The sequence below is a fragment of the Aneurinibacillus soli genome, from assembly GCF_002355375.1.
GTDB lineage: Bacteria > Bacillota > Bacilli > Aneurinibacillales > Aneurinibacillaceae > Aneurinibacillus > Aneurinibacillus soli.
Map to the genome: position 1 here is coordinate 3,785,001 of NZ_AP017312.1, position 16,526 is coordinate 3,801,526.

Here is a 16,526-nt window from a genome sequence, read left to right on the forward strand (position 1 = left end):
CCGAGAAAAAGCCGATCGCTGCAATTCCTGTATAAACTCCTCCATACACAAGCGCACCGGAAGCAACAAGCAACAGAAACATCAACGGATCGTACCAGGCAACATCAAGTCCCATATTGGCCCCTGCATACACCATAATGACAATGCCCGTCACCGCCCCGACAAGCGACTGCGGGTCCATCGTTTCGAGCATAACTTGAAACAAATTATGGGCAGGTCGCGTCAGAACCCGGTCCATCTCCCCGCGAATGATGTATTTCTCCTGAAACTCCCACAGATTGAAAAACGTCGTAAATACAGCATACGGAACCAGGAAGAAACCATAAATAAAAATAATTTCATCGCGCGTCCAACCTTTGAGCACACTCGTATGTTGGAACACAACAAGAATAAAAATCAAATTCGTTGCCTGAAACACAAAATCCGATACGATTCCGTTCACAAAATCCATCCGATACGCCAGACGCATCTTGAAATACTGCTTCAAATAATCCCAGAACAGCGATAAATAAAACATGAACAGATCTCCTTTCGTTTATCATTGTTATGCTTTCTTTTACCGAAGTCAACATGCGAAACCCCGGTCCGCTGTAGCAGACCGGGGTTTTATTTTTATTTGATGCCGAGTTTTTCGAGAAGCTGTTTCGTGGCGAACAACTGAATGTCCGATGTATAAATCCGCCATTCGTTTGTTGTCGGATCTTTTTTCAGCATAACTACCCCTTTGAATTTCTCAACAGCCTTCCATTCCTCTCCATCTTTTTTAGCAGTAAGCGTATATTCAGCACCGTCCACTTCTACAAGTGCAATTCGGTTCCATTTACCAAGAACTTTTTCCGTCAATTCCCCTGTTCGGCTGATACTCACTTCATATCCCTGTTCTTTGGCCTTACGTAATAGAAGAACTTCTACATTTTGAAGCGCCTTATAGTAGCCTGCATAACGTGCGTCAACAATTTCTTTCAGACGATTTGGGTCCACCGCAAGCAGTGCACGACTCCGCTCCTCTTCGATCGTCTTGACGAGGTCAAGAAGTGCCTTATCTGTCGGTACCGCATTTTCTTCTAAATATAGAGCATTATATAACATCGTCATCGCTTCGGCGCGTGTGGCATATTCAAATGGCTTGAATACATTTCCCTTATAACCACTAATGACTCCTGCTCGACTCGCCTTATCAATCTCTCGGCTAGCCCAGTATGTGTTTCCTACATCTTTAAAATGCCTGGTCGTTCCTTCATCAAATGCAATCGTATACGCAAATGCCCGTACAAGCAAAGCTGCAATCTCGCCACGCGTAATATACCGCTCCGGTCCAAACGATGATTCCGTAGTCCCGCTTACAATCCCAAGCGAGCTCGCAATTGTAACTGAATTGTAGTACCATTCACTCGAATCTACATCTGAAAAGCTTTTCGGCTCACGATCCGGGGACTTTTTCAGTCCGAGCGTCTTTACGAGCAACTCCACGAACTCAGCCCGGGTGATTTTGCGATCAGGCCGAACGGTTACCGTGCCGCTAGCATCTGTGTAGCCATTTACATATCCGGCATGTACCATATCATAGACTTTGTTGCGCGCCCAATGCTTTGCAATATCTTCTGGAAGATAGCTATCCAGTACCTGTAACTCTTTTGTTTCATGCTGCGGGGCGGCAGATACAGGAGTTATTACACCTGTTCCAAGTACTGCACCTGCAGTCATAGCTATTCCCCATTTTTTCACAGTCCGTTGTATGTCCATATTTCCATTGTTCCTTTCTTGAAATCCCAGCGCCTGTACGCAGTATCTGGAAGGAAGAAACTCTAGTTCCTACAATATCCATAGTTATAAAGGCGGTATGTAAAATTAACCTCATGCTATGTTCTATTGTAAAAGATACTCGAATATGGAACTATGGTTATATTTTAGTAATAAAATTTGATTTTTTTTAATTTATAGGATCATTTAACCACCCTGCCTAAACAAAGGAGTGTCTAGGCAATCATTTCGTAAATGCCAATCAAAAATAATAAAACACCACCTATGATCCCTGAGTATTTCCCAAACCATGTACGTGCCATTACATATCCCACCTTAGAGCCAAAGCCAATAAAAATGAGGGAAAACAAACCAGCAAACATTGTTGTAAGTAACGGAGATACATTAGTCGCACCTGCACCGATCCCAATTGCTATATTGTTCATTGCCAATGCTACACCTAACGCGACGGATTCCTTCATCGAAATGATATTATTTTTGTCAACATCAGCAGCATACGGATTTCGAATCGGATCACCTGAAGTCTCCTGGTGTGAAACAAGAGTCTCTGCTCCGCCTTTCCGCCAATTATCTATAATTGTCCAAAGACCAATACCGGAAATCAACATCGCTCCTAGAAGATTAGCCACAAACTCCGACATATAGAAAGCCATAATCTCCCCGATTGTCATAGACAAATACGTGCCTACCATCGTAATCAAAGCAATAATGAAATTCGACATAATCGGTATCCTTGTAGAACGTACTCCAAAAGCAAGCCCGATTGCCAAATTATCCAAGTTAGACGCAAACGCAATCGCTAACACTGAAAGCCAATGCATGAAAACCCTCCCTTTCTGCTTACTAAACATTCGCCTATCTAACAATATGTAATAACTTGAAAATCAGTGCCGGTAGTACATTAAATTTAGCGAAAGAAGCAAGCTACACTGTTAGACAAATAAAAACAACCGACCCGTCTCCAAGTCAGTTGTTTTTATTTACTCAACTTTCGCAGAGCGATAAGTTATGGAAATCCTTACTTTATAAGGGATAGGTACAATTCCGCTGAAATATGAGCTGAAAGTCGAAAGAGGATTCGATCTTATTGGTATGGTAAAAGCAGATAAAAAGCACTATCAAGTGGGAGAACAACGCTTATCCTTACAGGAACTTTACTATGTTGCAACGCCAATCTAAGGAAATAATAAAGGAATTCTACGTTCTGTTCACGCTCAATTAGCGGGAATTCCGATTACCATGGTATTTGTTCGCCACCGTTCTAAGAAAAAAGAATGGCTGGCTATTTTGTGTACAGACTTATTTCTAACAGAAGAAGAAATTATTGAAACTTACGGGATCCGCTGGGATATTGAAGTCTTCTTCAAATGCACGAAATCTTTGTTGCGCTTGCAAAAAGAGTTCCATGGGCGGTCGTACGACTTGCTTGTTAGTCATACCACGATTGTATTTTCTCGGTATATTGTATTGGCTTGGCAGAACCGCCAAAGTACCGATCGACGTACATTGGGTGGTTTATTTCTTGCGCTTTGCGAGAAAGTCCAATAAGAAGATCGCAAAATTGATTCAAAGTCAACTTCAACAATGGATTTCGACTTTGCCTAGCTACATCGAGGCTTACTTGCCTGACTTAGGCTGCGAAAGTTTAGTAAATAACTAATGCCAGTCCTTATTTAAGGCTGGCATTAGCTTTACGAAATAAATATATTAATAAATCCAGTAAGAACCCATATAAAAAAGCTAGAGTGATATGCAATACATATCCTAAAGGGAGGATGCGACGAGTTACTTCATCAAAAATTAAGCTGCGGAAAGACTCTGTGTAAATAGCCTTAAACATAATTGGCTCTATCCCTCCTGAAAAGAATAAAAGATGCTTATCATCGTTCCCTACATAGTCATTGATACAAATAACTAGGCTCGCAATAACAAACCAAAATGCAAATTTTTTAAACATGCTCGCACTCCTTTTCCTCATTTCACCACGCAGGAAGGTGATTATGTCCGGTAATCCCGGTTACGTTAACTGAAAAAAACAAAGAGCCAATACCTCTAAGCATTAGCTCTTTATAGTTCGTTATGTTTTATAAAAGGTTACAACGTTGGTTTAACTACGTAGGCATAAATAATAATGCATGCAGCAAGGTTTATAGCACCAATAAGTAAAAGATGCCATCCCCAATTCATTCGCATTTTCCAATCTTCTTTATCCGAATAATTTGCCCGGATTCGATCGCCACTCCCATCTGCTCCTGAAACCACAGCAGCTAAGGCTAAGAAAGCACCGCCTGTATAGCCTGCATACTTCATAGCCAATGCATAATCTTGAGTAACAGCGAAAATGAATAGTAGGATAATAAAGCCTATACCTATCGAAATTAGAGATTTCATTTTCTTTCCCCCTCGTTTATTTAAGTAAAATTATTTCACTTAAATAACTGAAATAAAAGGAAATAATATTACATTTTTATGGAAATTAAATCTTTTAACGTCCGATAATTCACAGAATGTAAACAAGCCACCTTAAGTTAAGTGACTTGTTTTTCTCTTTTATTTTCTTAGTTTTTTAATCAAAAGGTATACGATATAAAATAAAGCACAGGTAAAGACGATGGCACCAACCTGAAAAATAGCTGTCATCATACTGAATTCTTTCATTGATACTCTCCCTTTTGAAGTGGAGTACCACAATGTGCGCAAAAATTGGCGCTCCGTTTATTCGTAGAATTACATTTTGGGCAGTGAATCTCTTCTCCTAATCCTTCTTGTAATCCCTGTCCCATTAGTTTCATTGAATCGCGGATTATATCACCATTTCGTTTTAACCAATAGCGCTGGATATGGGGGCCAAGTAGAACGAATCCAAAAAATATAAGTGGCATACCGACAAAGGGAAGCCAAGAGAATCTCGGTATTTCCCACATGTCTAAAGTAAAGAATTCAAACATTGAACTTACTAAACAAATAATGCCGACTGCCATCATACCTACTCCGAATGTTTTGCTCATACACCCTCCTAAAAATTATCATTTGAATAAATTAGCAGAAATAATAAGCATTAACTTCCGATTTCAAACCATTAAAATATCCGATAATGTCGCTTATATAAAAAAAGGGGAATAGCTACTTGTAAAGAAATCTGTTTTGTAGATTTTATCAAGGTAGTATTATGCCAACGGGGTGAATGGTGTTGGGGAAAATATGTCCTAAATGCGAAACTGGACAAAAACGTGCTCACGTTGAAGGGATGCACGGAATGTTCGCTTTATCATTGAAAAAGAATAACTTTTTAGTTAGCACTACTAATTCAGTTGAAGTGATACCGTATGTTTGTCCAAAGTGCGGTTATGTAGAGTTCTATGCTTATGGGATTGAAGAATAATTAAGAGGTAATATAAATAAAGTCCGGTAACCTCCGTTATGTAAGAAGTAACTCCCTGACCCATGGGAGCTGCTTTTATGTTTTAGTTTTGAATTTGATGAGTTTGTATTGAGATATCACTTTTATATTTATAAAATGCCCAAATTCCTAAAATGGAGAAAAATACACCAAGTACAACAATAACGCTCTAAGCTGGTTTGTTTACTTTTAGGGGTCTCGCCGCATGTAAGAATAAAAGATACCCTATATAGCTTAACTATGTTAAATTCCCAAATTATAAATACAGTTACTTTGCTGCCGGTGACAACACTCCCGCCACTACTCCTATAAGAATAAAAATCATTGCAAGACCCATGAAAATCATTGTTATACATATAACTTTAAGCCAGAAACGATTCCATCCATCGGGTGAAACACCATATTTCCCAAAAATCATATAAGAGGGCGTACTTTTTTAAAATATGCTTAACTTTTCATTTACCTTATCTAGACTTTTCAATCCACTTATACCAATTGGTATAAGTAAAATAAAAATAATAGTAAGTAATATCTGACCTTTAGGTATCATTATTCTCCCTCGTTTTACTCTTTTCAAAAAATTGTACATAGAAATTTCTTAATAAAACAGCAAGAGAATTTTACAATTCTTACATTCAACGTCCGATAACCTCAGTTACGGAAACTAGCCACTTCTAAAATACAGTGGCTAGTCAACATGAATCTGTGAAAGTGAATATAAAACAAGAAAGAAAACTACCAAAAAAATAATGATATAAGTTTGTCTATCTTTGCCTAAGATTTCTGAAATAAAAGTGCCGACTATGGCGGATAATGTAAAGCTACTAATCCCTCGTAGTAGGTTCATTATGTATTCCTTTGTTGTGATTTCTGTAGTTGTAATCGTTTGAGGGATAACTAACGCCATGATTAACATTCCTAAAGCAAAGCCATATATTCCTGATTTAACTAACCTTTTTTCCAAAAGATCACCACCTACCCTTACTATATATTACCATAAAATTCGCTTTTAGGTGGTGTACGTCCGATAATTTCACTTATGTAAAAAGCAGCTCTCTTGTATAGACCAGGGAGCTGCTTTATTCTTAAAGTTGGCAACAAGACACCTATAAGGGAATTAACATCTCCCTCTCATCATGAGTAAAATAAAGGAAACTAACTTCTCTTCTGCACGTTTAGTTTGAGAAGGGGGGATTTATTTTGAAATCTATTCGAGTGTTAAGGTTTCTTCTTCTGGCACTAGCTATTGTTACTTTAGTCAATATAGTCTTCATACATAGTGACTCCATTGTTTTTGCTGTTATAGAAATGATTGTCTATACAACAGCTTTTTTAATTTTAATTGTAACTCTCTTTACGCCGGATAAATAACTTTAATCTGGAAAAGAATTGTTCGTACAAATTACCTCCGATAACCCCAGTTATCCTAGTGAATCAGTATAACTGCTTAGGATAACTACTTTTACTTTAGAATCTTAAATGGTTAATCATTTCCACACTATAGACGTTGCTAGTACGATAGAAAGTATAACGAATACAAAAATGATGCTTGTAAACCATATAATAACCCTTTTCATCCGCCTCTCTTTTTTTACTTATTTTAACAAAAAAAAAAAGACGGAGCATCCGATAATCTGCAGAATGTAAACAAGCCGTTCCTTATTTAGAACGGCTTTCAGCTTTATTTTTTGTGTTTTTTAGCATCGCCACTATATCCACTTTGGTTTACAAAGTTTTTATTTTTATCATTCCAGCCATAATAATAGCGGGCTTCTGACTCGTCTTTAAAAATTACCTCAGAATCATACTTATATGGCAAAACCCCTGTCATAAAGTCATACCTAGATTTAATAGATGAAATGTCCTCTTTTTTATAACCTTCTTGCTGTAGTTTCCAAGTTGTAGCAGCGATAATTTCATCTCGCTCGATACTCTCTCCGGCAGTGAACTTGTATATACTTAATCGAATGATAACAAGCAAGAGAACGATCAATAAAGATAGAATAAAAATTCGTTTTATTATATGTATTCCCCCCTTTTTATTTTCCTTATTTTATCATATAACTCACATTCCGCACCCCTAGCTCTCTAAAAATGGGCCATTTCCGTGTATGTTAGAATCATTGATTACAGACTAAAGGAGCGGAAATCAATGATTCAAATCGAAGGCATCTATCAGGCTAACTATTTACACATCCTAAGCGCCATTATGGATGACTTGAAACTCACCCAACAAATGGACCACTGGTTTGAGAGAGCTACGGAGCATGAAGGTCATGCATTGTCTGAAAGATGCGGAAGCGGCGTGGGACACATGGGTAGAAAATCAAAAGCTTCGGTTTCATCATGTATCTGGCTTGATCACCGAACAGGAAGTCGTTCGTAAGGAACGTGGACGTCCGAAGCAGGACGCTCAACCAGAGACGGATACGTTGTATGTGTTAAACCTGATTTATACAGAAGAGGAGGCGTTAGTTCAACAAGCGAGGCGGAAAGCTTCCCGGTTTGTGTTAGCTACGACACTCCCAAAGGAGTGGCATAACGAATTGATGGATGGGACAGCCGTACTTGGACTGTACAAGGGATAGATTCATATCGAGATGAATTTTTCATTTTTAAAAGATCCTGTCTATACGGATGAAATCTACCTAAAGAAGCCTGAGCGTGTAAAGGTACTTGGCTACCTGTTTCTCCTTGCACTTACCGTGTACCGGGTATTTCAACGCCGCATTCGCCAGCACATTACCGAGCAACAACCGATGCGTGGAGCCGGAGGCCGCATTCTAAAAAAGCCAACGGGAGAAGCCATTTTTCACATTTTCAAATATCTACAAGTTGTCGTATTACGAGGTACAAACGGAACACGAATCCGCCAATTTGATCAGTCGTTAACGAAAGAACAAAGACGTGTATTAACTTCCCTCGATCTAGACGAATCGATTTATCTTGGATAGTTGCATACTTTCTACAGCGATGGTTATCTACGGAAAATAGCCATCGCTTGTTGTCGTCTCTTCTCAAATGCTTTCAAAATTCACCTTCTGCCCTCATACGGAGGGTGTGAAATGTGAGTTCTAAAGAGAAAAAGAAGAGAGAAATCCTTATATATCAAGGCTTTTCTCTCTTCACAAAAATCCATATGGTTATCCACCCTGTATGATCACATTTCGTCTAGCCTGCCACCACATTAGAGAAATCGGAATCAGAAGTGCCACCACCCATACACTCTGAATGAACAATGCATGATAAAGCTTCTCTCCGGTTAATACACCTGTAAATATGACACCTGGCACGTAGCTGATCGCCTGAAACGGAAGATACTGCAAAATATGCTGCGCCCACAACGGATAAAAGCTAATCGGCAGAATTAAACCAGAGAACAGGTCCACAATAACCCGCTTGGCGTGCATTAGCCCTTCATTGTTATAAAAGAAAAACGTCAACAGCCCAGTAATCAGGTTAATCTGGGTGTTGATAATAAAACTGAATACAAGACTAACTGCATACCAGCTCCAGATCAAAACATCGGACGGAAAGCTGATCGGAAAGATAAAACTGACAATGACCATGCCTGGAATCGAGAAGAACAACAATCGGAAAATCCCTTCTCCAAGCCCCTGCATCATTTTGACAACCAGATAGTTATAAGGTCGAATCATTTCAATAGCCACTTTGCCTTCTTTAATGTCCTGCGCCATCTCCCGGTCAATGTTATTGAAGTAAAATGCACGAGCCATCCAGCTAATCGCCACATACGTCACCATCTGATGCGCGGTCAACCCGCCCATCGTAGGCTGTCCACCATAAATCGCGTTCCACAGAAAGTAATATGCGCCGATATTGATCGCATAAATAATGATGCCGCTGTAGTAATTCACACGGTACGCCAGCATCGTCAAAAACCGGATGCGGATGATTTCCGCATACATGCTAAACATGATTGATCCCTTCCTGATAAATATTGCGCACAATTTCCTCCGTACTGACAGCTTCAATGGAGATATCTTTTACTTCATAGTGCGGAATAATCCGAGCCAGCAGATCCGATACGGCCAGATCCCCTTCGCTAATCAGAGCGTGGAATCGCACATCATTTTCTTTTTCCCACACAACGGGCAGCGGTCCGGTTAACTGCTGCAATCGCACAACATCCGCCGGGTGAACGAATTCCATCACAATCCGCTTTTGATCTCCCCATGTTGTCCGAAGCTCATTCAGCCCGCCATCATAAATAATCTTGCCACTATCAAGCATCACAACGCGGGAAGACAACGCTTCAATGTCAGACAGATCATGGGTGGTGAGCAGAATCGTTGTTCCGTACGTTTCGTTCATTTCTTTCAGGAAATCACGGATGTTCAGTTTTACGAGTACATCAAGCCCGATCGTCGGCTCATCAAGAAACAAGAGCGGCGGATTATGAATCAAGGCTGCCGCTAATTCACAGCGCATCCGCTGGCCAAGACTGAGCTTACGTACCGGCTTCGTCAGCAATTCATCAATATTCAGTACATCAATGACATGCCCCATATGTTTTTTGTACTGCTCATCTGGGATGCGATATACCTTTTTGAGTAGGCTGAATGATTCTTGTACAGCAATATCCCACCAGAGCTGGCTACGCTGGCCAAACACGACCCCAATCGTCTGCACGAATTTCTCCCGTTCCCGGTGAGGGTCCATGCCATTTACACGCAAGTACCCAGATGTCGGCATGAGAATCCCGGTGAGCATTTTGATCGTAGTCGATTTTCCAGCTCCATTCTCCCCGATGTAGCCGACAATCTCACCGGGTTCAATCTGTAGATCAATGCCGTCCACCGCCCGCATCGTTTTATATTGACGGTTAAACAAATCACGGAACGCCCCGGAGAGACCCGGACGGCTTGTATATGATTTAAACTCTTTTGTCAGTCCTTTGCTTTCAATTCGTAACATACAAACTCCCTTTCTCCCACAAATACTTACTGCGTGGTAACACACTACTAGCTATCATACCGCTTTTACAACTTCTTTTCATTAATGGTACAGTAAGATGGACACATTCAACGAGGAGGAATCACCAATGGATTTTACACGTTCTGAACAAATATACGACGACGCTCTTGATGTTATTGTCGGCGGCGTGAATAGCCCGTCGCGCGCTTTTAAGGCAGTAGGCGGTGGCGCACCCGTTACGATGGAACGGGCACAAGGTGCTTATTTCTGGGATGTTGACGGCAACAAATATATCGACTACCTTGCCGCATACGGTCCTATCATTACCGGACATGCTCATCCCCATGTAACAGCAGCGATCACACATGCTGCCGAAAACGGGGTCCTGTACGGAACTCCAACTCCATGGGAAACGATATTTGCCCGTAAAATTCGTGAAGCAATCCCTTCTATGGAAAAAATCCGCTTCAACAACTCCGGTACCGAAGCTGTCATGACTACCATTCGCGTAGCCCGCGCTTACACAGGACGCAACAAGATCATGAAGTTTGCCGGATGCTATCACGGTCATTCAGACCTTGTACTCGTCGCAGCAGGCTCCGGTCCATCCACACTCGGCATCCCAGACAGCGCTGGCATCCCGCAATCAATTGCAAGTGAAGTGATCACGGTTCCATTTAATGATGTTGCCGCTTTTAAAGATGCCATTGCGAAATGGGGCGAGGAAGTCGCTGCCGTACTCGTTGAACCTATCGTTGGTAACTTCGGTATTGTAGCACCGGAAGAAGGTTTTCTGGAAGAAGTGAAGCGCATCACACACGAAGCAGGCGCTCTTGTCATTTTTGATGAGGTAATTACCGGCTTCCGCTTCTTATACGGCGGCGCACAAAACCTGCTTGGTATTGAACCTGACCTGACTGCACTTGGCAAAATCATCGGGGGCGGTCTTCCGATCGGTGCATATGGCGGCCGCAAAGAAATCATGGAGACAGTCGCACCGCTTGGCCCAGCCTACCAGGCAGGTACTCATGCTGGTAATCCAATCTCTATGCAAGCCGGTATCGCCTGCCTAGAGGTGCTCGAACAACCAGGAGTCTATGAAGAAATGCATCGTTTCGGCAAAATGCTCGGGGATGGGCTGAAGCAGGCTGCAGAAGAAACAGGCGTTGCTGTAACTATTAATCGTGTTGTCGGAGCTCTCGCTATGTACTTCACCGATCAACCGGTAAAAAATTATGAAGACGCCCTCGCTGCTGATGGAGAAGCGTTTGCTCGTTTCTTCCGCGCTATTCTCGAAGAAGGCATCTGCCTAGCTCCTTCGAAGTATGAGGCATGGTTTATTACAACGGCTCATACAGAAAACGACATTATCCGCACCATTGAAGCAGCAAAAAAATCATTCATAAAGATGCAATAAATATAATAAATATACATTTGATTCACCGATAAAAGGGCGCTAATGCAATAGCGCCCTTTTATATTGGCACAAATATTTCAAAGAAATCATTATAATGTCATGCAATATAACATTTAGTATTCTCACATCTTCACGCATACAAAAGAATGTGAAATGCAGTTTCGCATACGAACATTAACATGTATTTTCTTAATTAATGTTCGTGTAAAAGAACCAGTGCTTTATATTCTAATTTTTTAATCAATTCAATTTTGACTTAAATAAATCGCTTTCATATGAATATTTAATCATTTTCTATATTGTAGCGTTCGTCATTTCATGATATTCTATAAATACTTTTCCGACAGTTCAGTTTACTTTCATTTTGTCGAACTGCCCCGGAAGTTTGGTTTTCGTACACGAAACGGCATGCATATAAATAGAAAATAGCCGTGGATTTACCTCGATTCCGATAAGGACAGCGAGAGATTTATTGTTTATTGGGAGGTGAAGGTCAGTTTAGCTGACCGAAACGATGAAGAGAGCAGATTTCGGTAATTTTCGCAATCATCTGGCTGAAGAACATGATAGCTGTGGGATTGTCGCCATTATTGAGAAGAACGGACAACCGCATCGTGATAATATTTCCAAGATCATTGATGCGCTAATTAAGATGGAACACCGTTCCGGTTTTATCGACGGTGAAGGTGATGGTTGCGGGATTGTCGGTGATATCCCACGTGAATTGTGGGCAAAGAAGCTTGCCGCTGCCGACAATTCAACCGAACTGGCTTACTCTTCTTCCTTTGCTGTAGGTCATATCTTCATTCCGACTACAGGACATGATGTAGAAGATGTGAAAGCAGGTATTCGTGCTATGTTTGCATCTGCTTCGCTTACCATTGAGCTTGAACAAGCGAGTGCAGTGAACAGCCATGTGCTTGGCAAGAATGGTCGGGCAGACGAGCCTGTATTCTGGCAGATCGCATGCCAATACACCGGATCAAACAAGATCGAAAACGAACTGTTTGAGCTACTCATTACGATTGAAGAAACCTACAACGTACATGTTGCTTCCTTAAGCAACCACTCAGCTTCCTATAAAGTTATGGGGGCGGCAAACATTTTACCAGAATATTTCCAGGATATTCAGCAGCCAGAGTTTGCCTCTTCTGCTACGATCGGACATAATCGCTATTCTACTAATACATTATCCAACTTCTTCCGTGTGCAGCCATTTACGCTTCTTGGCCACAACGGAGAAATCAATACGATCCGTAAACTTGAAAATGAAGCGGAAATGCTTGGCGTTAGCCTCGTAAAAGGCGGAAGTGATTCACAAAACATGAATCGCACGGCAGAATCGCTCATTCACCGCTACGGCCTTTCCTTATTCGAGGCGATGGAAATGATCTTCCCGCCAATTATTAATGAAATGAAAAACCTGCGCCCAGAACTGCAGGATTTATACGTATACTACCGTCAGACATGGGGCCATTATGCACAAGGTCCAGCCGGAATCGTATCACGCTACGGCAATGAATGTATTTTCAGTGTCGATGCACTCGGTCTGCGTCCAGTATGGATGGTTGAAAGCGAAACGTCCTTATATTTCTCCTCTGAACAGGGCGTAATCCCGGTTTATGAGATGGTGCGTGAACCGAAGGCACTTGCTCCAGGTGAGAAAGTCGGCGTACAGCTCAATCCAGGACAGCCGATTACCGTTCTCTCCCACAGCGACGTGCAAAATCTCATTCTAGAACGATCTGGAAAACGTGCAGACTTCGCAGGCTTCCGCACCCAGCTTTCGTTCCCGAAAATAGCCAAAGCAAAGGCACCATTTGAGATTCTTGAATCCGTAAGCAATCAGCAGTATGCAGCATTTGGCTGGGAGCGCGAACACATTCAGCTTGCTGAGCAGATGTCTACCAATGGCGCGGAACCAATTCGTTCTCTGGGCCATGATGCACCACTTGCAGCAATTTCCAGTGCTCGCCAGAATCTCGCTGACTTCATTAAAGAAAGCGTAGCGGTCGTTACCAATCCGGCGATTGACCGCGAACGTGAGATTGAGCATTTCTCGACGCGCATGGTACTCGGCGGACGCCCTGATCTGTTCCCACAAAATGGAACGCTCACTGCTAGCATTGAAGTTCCGTCTCCGATCTTGCTCGAAGGTACGGAAGCGCAAGAACTCGCTGATCAGCTGAATACCGTTTCTGTTGAACAATTAATGGAGCATTTCGGCGATCATGAGCATATCCTTCCCGTGTTTTTCACAGCAGGCGAAACGATTCCTCAAGCACTCGAACGCATTGCAACTAGTGCGATACAATCCGCACAAGTGGGCGCTCGTGTCATTTTGCTTGATGATAGTGCCTCTCATCAAGATGAACAGTACTGGATTGATCCGCATCTGGTCATATCCAAAGTAGATCAGGCACTCAAAACGGCTCCATCCGCATCCGGCAATCTACGCCGTCAGGTAAGTCTTGTGCTCCGTTCTGCTGCGATTCGCAACCTGCATGACCTTGCGATTTCATTCGGTCTAGGAGCTGATGCGGTGTCTCCATACCTCCTCTTTGCTGCTGCATATGCAAAAGGAAACGTACAGGCGGTAGGAAACCTGTATAACACGCTGACAAAAGGTCTTGAAAAAGTTATTTCAACGATCGGGATTCATGAACTTCGTGGCTATGCCCGCCTGTTCTCCTCCATCGGCCTGCATACAGAAGTTGCTGACGTACTAGGCATCGTAAACTTCTGCGGCAGTAACACAGCCGGTACATCATTTGCCGATCTGGAAGCAGACAGCAAAGCACGTTATGAAGAATTCGGCATGGATGATGCACGTCCGGCGAAGATTTTCCACATGTGGCCGCGCGTCTGGAAATCAATCGGAGAGGTAGCGTCCGGCAGCCTGCCGTACCGTGAATTCGCCGATAAATTGATCGAGCAGGAAAAAGAAAATCCGCTCTCCATTCGTCATCTGGCCGACTTTACTATAGAAAAAGCAGAAAAATCGGTCGACTCAGCAACAGTAGATACAGCGATCGGTGAACACAGTCTGCCGTTCCTCATCTCTTCGATGTCGTTCGGTTCACAAAACGAAACTGCATTCCGCGCTTATGCCGAAGCAGCTGACCAATTAAACATGATCAGCCTCAACGGTGAGGGTGGCGAAATTAAAGATATGCTCGGCAAATATCCACGAACACGCGGACAACAGGTTGCATCCGGACGCTTCGGAGTAAACGTTGAGCTTGCTAACTCGACCAACCTGCTTGAGATCAAAATCGGTCAGGGGGCAAAACCAGGTGAAGGCGGTCACTTACCAGGTAGAAAAGTAACCGCAAAAGTTGCCGCAGCCCGCAACGCTACCCTTGGTTCTGACTTGATCTCTCCATCGAATAACCACGATATTTATTCGATTGAAGATCTGGCACAAATTGTAACGGAGTTAAAAACAGCGAACCATCAGGCTAAAGTGTGTATCAAAGTACCGATTGTACCGAACATCGGAACCATCGCAGTCGGCGTTGCCAAAGCGGGTGCAGACTACATCACACTCAGCGGGTTCGATGGGGGTACCGGAGCAGCCCGTGTCCACGCCATTCAACACGTAGGTCTTCCGGTTGAGATCGGCGTAAAAGCGGCTCATACTGCTCTGATCGAAGCTGGATTACGCGATCAAGTAGAACTGTGGGCAGATGGCGGTGTTAAAGGTGCACACGATGTAGCAAAACTTATCTTGCTCGGTGCTAACCGCGTTGGCTTCGGTACACTGGCTATGCTGGCTGTTGGCTGTACAACATGCCGCGGCTGTCATCTCGATACATGTCATGTCGGGATCGCAACACAGATCGAGTCGGTAGAAGAAGCGCAAGAGCATGGCCTGCGTCGATTCGTACCGCGTGTATTTGACGTAGCAGTTGGAAATCTGAAGCGCCTGTTTACATCGATTGGTGAAGAACTTTGTGCGATTACAGCTGAACTTGGCTTCGACCGTGTACAGGATATGGTTGGTCGTGCGGATATGCTGGTACAAACTCGTGGCCTGACACAAATGGATCTGTCCGCTATGCTGACAAGCGCTCCATTCGCCCTTGCTGAGCCAGTTGAAGCTCGTGTGCTTGTTGCGCCGAATGGTGAAGTCATCGAAGAAGAAGACAGCTATGCCTCACCGAATGCGCCAATCAACGAGACTTTCACAAACGTATTAAGTGACCAGCGTGTGCTCGGAAGCCGTTATTCCGGTGCCCGTGTCAAGCCATATCTGGATGGCAGCTATGTGAATCTGCCGGAAGTCTCGCTCACATTCGCAAACGGCTGTGTACCAGGCAACGGCCTCGCAGCTTTCAATGCAGAAGGCGTATCAATCCGCGTACATGGCGGTGCACAAGATGGCGTCGGTAAAACTGGATTCGGTGGACGTGTGGCGATTATGAAATCACCAAATACACGCGGCGAATTCATCAACGGCTCCGTGGGCAAAAGCTTCTGCTATGGCGCACAAAAAGGTTTGTACATCGTACAGGGTAATGCAGATGCACGCGCCTGCATTCGTCTCTCCGGAGCCGATGTCATTATTGGCGGAGAACTTACACAACCTGTAAACGACGTAGCTGGCGGTATCGGCGCACGCGCCAATATCAAAGGTTTTGCGTTTGAATATATGACCAATGGCCGCGCACTCGTAATGGGTGATCCAGGTCCGTGGATGTGCTCTGGCATGACTGGCGGTACTGTATACCTTCGCATCCAGCCAGAATTAGGACTCGACGAAGCAGCAATTACACGCCGTCTGGCCAAAGCGGCCAAAGTAACCATCCAGCCGCTGAATGCAAAAGGAAAAGAAGATATAGCCTACTTGCTTGGCGAATACATCGCGGAGCTTGAGGCAAGCGGACAGCCAGAAAAAGCAGCAGACATCGCATGCCTGCTTGCAGATGCAAGCGAGCACTTTATGATGCTGACGCCAGTGAAAGAACAGGCTGATCCATCGATTGCCACTGAATAATTGTGTTTCCT

Annotated in this window: 14 protein-coding genes and 1 pseudogene (1 of these 15 only partly in view); 5 read left to right on the plus strand and 10 right to left on the minus strand. The window is 43.2% G+C overall.

All coding sequences use genetic code 11. The annotated features are described in order from the left end of the window. The 3 genes from CB4_RS19120 to ytaF all read right to left on the minus strand — a co-directional run. Nucleotides 1-517, minus strand: partial view of an ABC transporter permease gene (locus CB4_RS19120; protein ID WP_096467290.1) — the 5' portion only. Its footprint begins 269 nt before the window's first position; the window shows 517 of its 786 coding nt (coding positions 1-517); it begins with the start codon at nt 515-517; its stop codon lies beyond the left edge, outside the window. Between the two features lie 95 nt (nt 518-612). Then, nucleotides 613-1,743, minus strand: coding sequence for an S-layer homology domain-containing protein (locus CB4_RS19125; protein WP_096467291.1), 1,131 nt, complete (start codon nt 1,741-1,743; stop codon nt 613-615). Nucleotides 1,744-1,976: 233 nt separating this feature from the next. Then, on the minus strand, nt 1,977-2,582 hold the full coding sequence (gene ytaF, locus CB4_RS19130; RefSeq protein ID WP_096467292.1) for a sporulation membrane protein YtaF: 606 nt from the start codon (nt 2,580-2,582) through the stop codon (nt 1,977-1,979). 418 nt (nt 2,583-3,000) lie between these two features. On the opposite strand from ytaF, the pseudogene CB4_RS19135 reads away from it, so the two are divergent. Then, a pseudogene (locus tag CB4_RS19135) lies at nt 3,001-3,421 on the plus strand (IS4 family transposase); the annotation flags it as partial. Between the two features lie 9 nt (nt 3,422-3,430). Here the strand turns inward: CB4_RS19135 and CB4_RS19140 are convergent. The 5 genes from CB4_RS19140 to CB4_RS19160 form a co-directional block, all read right to left on the minus strand. Continuing rightward, a complete protein-coding gene (locus tag CB4_RS19140; RefSeq protein ID WP_096467294.1) occupies nt 3,431-3,718 on the minus strand; it encodes a hypothetical protein in 288 nt (95 codons plus the stop codon). A gap of 137 nt (nt 3,719-3,855) precedes the next feature. Then, nucleotides 3,856-4,152 carry a DUF5316 domain-containing protein gene (locus CB4_RS19145; RefSeq protein ID WP_096467295.1) on the minus strand — a complete coding sequence of 99 codons (297 nt, stop codon included), beginning with the start codon at nt 4,150-4,152 and terminating at the stop codon, nt 3,856-3,858. Nucleotides 4,153-4,415: 263 nt separating this feature from the next. Beyond that, entirely contained in the window at nt 4,416-4,769 is a 354-nt protein-coding gene (locus CB4_RS19150; protein WP_096467296.1) for a zinc ribbon domain-containing protein, read from the minus strand. Between the two features lie 1,080 nt (nt 4,770-5,849). Continuing rightward, nucleotides 5,850-6,125 carry a hypothetical protein gene (locus tag CB4_RS19155; protein ID WP_096467297.1) on the minus strand — a complete coding sequence of 92 codons (276 nt, stop codon included), beginning with the start codon at nt 6,123-6,125 and terminating at the stop codon, nt 5,850-5,852. A gap of 717 nt (nt 6,126-6,842) precedes the next feature. Continuing rightward, nucleotides 6,843-7,142 carry a DUF3139 domain-containing protein gene (locus CB4_RS19160; protein ID WP_157738068.1) on the minus strand — a complete coding sequence of 100 codons (300 nt, stop codon included), beginning with the start codon at nt 7,140-7,142 and terminating at the stop codon, nt 6,843-6,845. Nucleotides 7,143-7,428: 286 nt separating this feature from the next. On the opposite strand from CB4_RS19160, the gene CB4_RS19165 reads away from it, so the two are divergent. Next, entirely contained in the window at nt 7,429-7,749 is a 321-nt protein-coding gene (locus CB4_RS19165) for a hypothetical protein (protein WP_096467299.1), read from the plus strand. A 12-nt stretch (nt 7,750-7,761) separates the two neighbouring features. Continuing rightward, a complete protein-coding gene (locus CB4_RS19170) occupies nt 7,762-8,115 on the plus strand; it encodes a hypothetical protein (protein WP_096467300.1) in 354 nt (117 codons plus the stop codon). 189 nt (nt 8,116-8,304) lie between these two features. On the opposite strand, the gene CB4_RS19175 is transcribed toward CB4_RS19170, so the two are convergent. Continuing rightward, nucleotides 8,305-9,099 carry an ABC transporter permease gene (locus CB4_RS19175; protein ID WP_096467301.1) on the minus strand — a complete coding sequence of 265 codons (795 nt, stop codon included), beginning with the start codon at nt 9,097-9,099 and terminating at the stop codon, nt 8,305-8,307. Next, nucleotides 9,092-10,099: an ABC transporter ATP-binding protein gene (locus CB4_RS19180; protein WP_096467302.1), complete on the minus strand. Its 1,008-nt coding sequence runs from the start codon at nt 10,097-10,099 to the stop codon at nt 9,092-9,094. The genes CB4_RS19175 and CB4_RS19180 overlap by 8 nt, the downstream gene beginning before the upstream one ends. 127 nt (nt 10,100-10,226) lie before the next feature. Here CB4_RS19180 and CB4_RS19185 point away from each other — a divergent pair, with 127 nt between their 5' ends. Together CB4_RS19185 and CB4_RS19190 are read left to right on the plus strand one after the other, a co-directional pair. Continuing rightward, the gene (locus CB4_RS19185) at nt 10,227-11,516 is read left to right on the plus strand and encodes a glutamate-1-semialdehyde 2,1-aminomutase (protein WP_096467303.1); all 1,290 of its coding nucleotides are present in this window, start codon (nt 10,227-10,229) and stop codon (nt 11,514-11,516) included. 514 nt (nt 11,517-12,030) lie between these two features. After that, on the plus strand, nt 12,031-16,515 hold the full coding sequence (locus CB4_RS19190; RefSeq protein ID WP_096467304.1) for a glutamate synthase-related protein: 4,485 nt from the start codon (nt 12,031-12,033) through the stop codon (nt 16,513-16,515). The last annotated feature ends 11 nt before the right edge of the window (nt 16,516-16,526 follow it).

Bases quoted from the DNA above. Each gene is read 5' to 3' on its own strand.
- CB4_RS19125 (WP_096467291.1), bottom strand. From the start codon at position 1,743: ATGGACATACAACGGACTGTGAAAAAATGGGGAATAGCTATGACTGCA.
- ytaF (WP_096467292.1), bottom strand. From the start codon at position 2,582: ATGCATTGGCTTTCAGTGTTAGCGATTGCGTTTGCGTCTAACTTGGAT.
- CB4_RS19140 (WP_096467294.1), bottom strand. From the start codon at position 3,718: ATGTTTAAAAAATTTGCATTTTGGTTTGTTATTGCGAGCCTAGTTATT.
- CB4_RS19145 (WP_096467295.1), bottom strand. From the start codon at position 4,152: ATGAAATCTCTAATTTCGATAGGTATAGGCTTTATTATCCTACTATTC.
- CB4_RS19150 (WP_096467296.1), bottom strand. From the start codon at position 4,769: ATGAGCAAAACATTCGGAGTAGGTATGATGGCAGTCGGCATTATTTGT.
- CB4_RS19165 (WP_096467299.1), top strand. From the start codon at position 7,429: ATGAAGGTCATGCATTGTCTGAAAGATGCGGAAGCGGCGTGGGACACA.
- CB4_RS19170 (WP_096467300.1), top strand. From the start codon at position 7,762: ATGAATTTTTCATTTTTAAAAGATCCTGTCTATACGGATGAAATCTAC.
- CB4_RS19175 (WP_096467301.1), bottom strand. From the start codon at position 9,099: ATGTTTAGCATGTATGCGGAAATCATCCGCATCCGGTTTTTGACGATG.
- CB4_RS19180 (WP_096467302.1), bottom strand. From the start codon at position 10,099: ATGTTACGAATTGAAAGCAAAGGACTGACAAAAGAGTTTAAATCATAT.
- CB4_RS19185 (WP_096467303.1), top strand. From the start codon at position 10,227: ATGGATTTTACACGTTCTGAACAAATATACGACGACGCTCTTGATGTT.
- CB4_RS19190 (WP_096467304.1), top strand. From the start codon at position 12,031: ATGAAGAGAGCAGATTTCGGTAATTTTCGCAATCATCTGGCTGAAGAA.